The 3,762-nt window shown below is 73.7% G+C and carries 4 protein-coding genes; 2 read left to right on the top strand and 2 right to left on the bottom strand.

Annotated elements, in window-relative coordinates:
* Positions 1 to 67: 67 nt before the first annotated feature.
* Both ppgK and AOK18_RS24545 read right to left on the bottom strand, forming a co-directional pair.
* Positions 68 to 814, bottom strand: a complete 747-nt coding sequence (gene ppgK, locus AOK18_RS24550; RefSeq protein WP_055695735.1) for a polyphosphate--glucose phosphotransferase — start codon at positions 812 to 814, stop codon at positions 68 to 70.
* 109 nt (positions 815 to 923) lie between these two features.
* On the bottom strand, positions 924 to 1,952 hold the full coding sequence (locus tag AOK18_RS24545) for a 4-hydroxy-3-methylbut-2-enyl diphosphate reductase (RefSeq protein WP_055695734.1): 1,029 nt from the start codon (positions 1,950 to 1,952) through the stop codon (positions 924 to 926).
* 188 nt (positions 1,953 to 2,140) lie between these two features.
* Here AOK18_RS24545 and xseA point away from each other — a divergent pair, with 188 nt between their 5' ends.
* Positions 2,141 to 3,349 (top strand): exodeoxyribonuclease VII large subunit, encoded by a 1,209-nt coding sequence (xseA, locus tag AOK18_RS24540; protein ID WP_055695733.1) that lies wholly within the window; start codon positions 2,141 to 2,143, stop codon positions 3,347 to 3,349.
* A 9-nt stretch (positions 3,350 to 3,358) separates the two neighbouring features.
* A complete protein-coding gene (locus tag AOK18_RS24535) occupies positions 3,359 to 3,667 on the top strand; it encodes an exodeoxyribonuclease VII small subunit (protein ID WP_240503302.1) in 309 nt (102 codons plus the stop codon).
* Positions 3,668 to 3,762 lie beyond the last annotated feature (95 nt).

The following is a 3,762-nucleotide window of genomic DNA, read 5'->3' as shown; positions in this document are numbered from 1 at the left end:
AGGCACCGGGCCGCCGCCCGGAGCCGGGCCCAGGCCTGACGTCCGGCGGCGGGCGGCGGCCCGGTGCCTACACGCCCGTGGCCGCCCGCATGGCCGCTCCCACGATGCCCGCGTTGTTCTGCAGCCGGGCCGGGACGATCTCGGCCTTGATGCCCTCGATGTGGTGCAGGAACTTCTCGGACTTGCGGCTGACGCCGCCGCCGATCACGAACAGCTCCGGCGAGAACAGCATCTCCACGTGGGCCAGGTACTTCTGCACCCGGTGCGCCCAGTGCTCCCACGTCAGATCGTGGTCCTCCCGGGCCTTGCTGGAGGCCCGCTTCTCCGCCTCGTGGCCGTGCAGCTCCAGGTGGCCGAGCTCCGTGTTGGGGACCAGGACGCCGTCCACGAACACGGCGCTGCCGATGCCCGTGCCGAACGTCAGCAGGATGACGGTGCCCCGGCGGCCCTTCCCGGCGCCGAAGTGCATCTCGGCGACGCCCGCCGCGTCCGCGTCGTTGACCACGGTCACGGGCAGACCGCCGAGGCGGTCGCCGAGCAGGACCCGCGCGTCGGTGCCGATCCAGCTCTTGTCGACGTTGGCCGCCGACCGGATCGTGGTGCCGTCGGTGACCACACCCGGGAAGGTGACCCCGACCGGGCCGGTCCAGCCGAAGTGGCCGACGACCTCCTTGACCCCGTCGGCCACCGCGTCCGGCGTCGCCGGTTGAGGGGTGAGGACCTTGCAGCGCTCCTGCGCCAGGTCCCCCTTGTCCAGGTCGACCGGGGCACCCTTGATCCCGGACCCGCCGATGTCCACACCGAAGATCTGCATGGAACCACGTTAAGCCGGGCCGTGAACGGCGAACGAACCGGACGCCGTCACCAATCGGACACGGGGGGAGGATTGGGGACGCGATGCCGTCGCGTCCCCCGGGTTCCCGCTACGCCGACGCCGTGGCCTCTCCCGGTCCGGTGCCGCCGCGCTGCGCCGCCAGGGCCGCCGCCTCCTCGCGCAGGTCGCGGCGCAGTTCCTTCGGCAGCGAGAAGATGATGGACTCCTCAGCGGCCTTGACGATCTCGACGTCCTCGAAGCCGCGCCGGGCGAGCCATTCCAGGACCTGCTCGACCAGCACCTCGGGCACCGAGGCGCCCGAGGTGACGCCGACCGTGGAGACGCCCTCCAGCCAGGACTCGTCGATCTCGTCGGCGAAGTCCACCAGGTGGGCGTCACGGGCGCCCGCGATCTTGGCGACCTCGACGAGGCGCACGGAGTTGGAGGAGTTCCGCGAGCCGACCACGATCACCAGGTCCGCCTCGGCGCCCATCTGCTTGACCGCCAGCTGGCGGTTCTGGGTGGCGTAGCAGATGTCGTCGCTGGGCGGCGAGATCAGCTGGGGGAACTTGTCCTTGAGGGCGTCGACGGTCTCCATGGTCTCGTCCACCGAGAGGGTGGTCTGGGAGAGCCAGACGACCTTCGACGGGTCGCGGACCTCGACCTTGGCGACGTCCGCGGGGCCGTCGACGAGCTGGATGTGGTCGGGGGCCTCGCCGGAGGTGCCGATGACCTCTTCGTGGCCCTCGTGCCCGATCAGGAGGATGTCGTAGTCCTCGTTCGCGAACCGGACCGCTTCCTTGTGCACCTTGGTGACCAGCGGGCAGGTCGCGTCGATGGTGGCGAGGCGGCCGCGCGCGGCCTCCTCGTGGACGACGGGGGCCACGCCGTGCGCGGAGAACATGACGATGTTGCCCGGCGGCACCTCCTCCGTCCGCTCGACGAAGACGGCGCCCTTCTTCTCCAGGGTCTGCACGACGTACTTGTTGTGCACGATCTCGTGCCGGACGTAGACGGGGGCCCCGTACTGCTCGAGGGCCTTCTCGACGGCGATCACGGCGCGGTCCACGCCCGCGCAGTAGCCCCGGGGGGCGGCGAGCAGGACACGGCGGCCAGGCGAAGCGGTCATGCGTCCCATCGTAAGGGCCGCGTCCGGCAGCTCCGCGCTCGCGTCCCGGGGAGGCCCCGGGCCGGTCCGGGTGCCGGCCGCACGGGCGCGGCGGACGGGGCGTCCAGGCGCGGGGGCGGGCGGCGCCCGCCCGCGTACCGGGCGCTCGTGCGTCCGGTGCGGCCCGCGGTGTCGGCGGCTCGGACTAGTCTCGCCGCATGGCTGTCAACACGTCTGCGGAAGCGCCCATCCCGGTCGGTGAGGTGTCCCGGCTCATCGGGGGGTGGATCGACCGGCTCGGCGCGGTGTGGGTCGAGGGGCAGATCACCCAGCTGTCGCGGCGGCCGGGCGCCGGGGTGGTGTTCATGACGCTGCGGGACGCCTCGTACGACGTCTCCGTCGGCGTGACCTGCTACCGGAAGGTGTTCGACTCCGTCGCCGACGTCGTCGGTGAGGGCGCGCGGGTCGTGGTGCACTGCAAGCCCGAGTGGTACGCCCCGCGCGGACAGCTGTCGCTGCGGGCCGCGGAGATCAGGCCGGTCGGGGTCGGGGAGCTGCTCGCCCGGCTGGAGCAGCTGAAGAAGTCGCTCGCGCGGGAGGGCCTCTTCGCCCCCGAGCGGAAGAAGCCGCTGCCGTTCCTGCCGCGGCTGATCGGGCTGGTCTGCGGGCGCGCCTCGGCCGCCGAGCGGGACGTGCTGGAGAACGCCCGCCGCCGCTGGCCCGCCGTCCGCTTCGAGGTGCGCAACGTCGCCGTGCAGGGCGTGCACGCGGTGCCGCAGGTGGTCCAGGCCGTGAAGGAGCTGGACGCGGTCGACGAGGTGGACGTGATCGTCGTGGCGCGGGGCGGGGGCAGCGTGGAGGACCTGCTGCCGTTCTCCGACGAGCAGCTGGTGCGGACGGTGGCGGACTGCCGCACGCCGGTCGTCTCCGCGATCGGGCACGAGCCGGACAACCCGCTCCTGGACCACGTCGCCGACGTACGGGCCTCCACTCCGACGGACGCCGCCAAGCGGGTCGTCCCGGACGTGGGCGAGGAGTACGAGCGGGTGCGGCTGCTGCGCGACCGTGCGCGGCGCTGCGTGCGGGCGTTCGTCGACCGGGAGGAGCGGGGGCTGGCGCAGGCGCTGGCCCGGCCCTCGATGGAGGCACCGCACCGGATGATCGACGGGCGGGCCGAGGAGGTCACCGCGCTGCTCGACCGGGCCCGGCGTTCCCTGCGGCACCAGCTGGACCGGACCGACTCCGAGCTGATGCACACGCACGCGCGCGTGGTGGCCCTCTCCCCCGCCGCGACGCTCGAGCGCGGGTACGCGGTGCTGCAGCGGGCCGACGGGGACGCCGTGCGCGATCCGGGCGAGGTGGAGGCCGGCGAGGTGTTGCGGGCACGGGTGTCCGGGGGCGAGTTCAGTGTCCGAGTCGATGCGTAGGGTGGGCGGATGACCAGCAAGACGGAGCAGGCGGAGCAGGCGGGAAAGACGGGGAAGACGGGGCGGGCGGGCCGGGCGGAGGCCGTGGCCGAGGCCCTCGGGTACGAGCAGGCGCGGGACGAGCTGATCGAGGTCGTACGCCGCCTGGAGACGGGCGGTACGACGCTGGAGGAGTCGCTCGCGCTGTGGGAGCGGGGCGAGGAACTGGCGAAGGTGTGCCGGAGCCGGCTGGACGGGGCGCGGGCCCGGCTGGACGCGGCACTCGCGGAGGAGGCCGCCGGAGAGGCGGAGGACGGGGACACGGACGGGACGCCGTAGCCCACGCCCGGCCGCCCCGGCGTCCCCGGCCCCTCGGGCTCCGGCGACCCCGGCCCCTCAGGGCCCCGGCCGTCCCGGGCCCGGGCCCGCCGGGG

This window comes from Streptomyces prasinopilosus (assembly GCF_001419695.1).
GTDB lineage: Bacteria > Actinomycetota > Actinomycetes > Streptomycetales > Streptomycetaceae > Streptomyces > Streptomyces prasinopilosus.
Note: the sequence above shows the minus strand (reverse complement) of the source record. Positions and strands in the feature narration are given on the sequence as shown.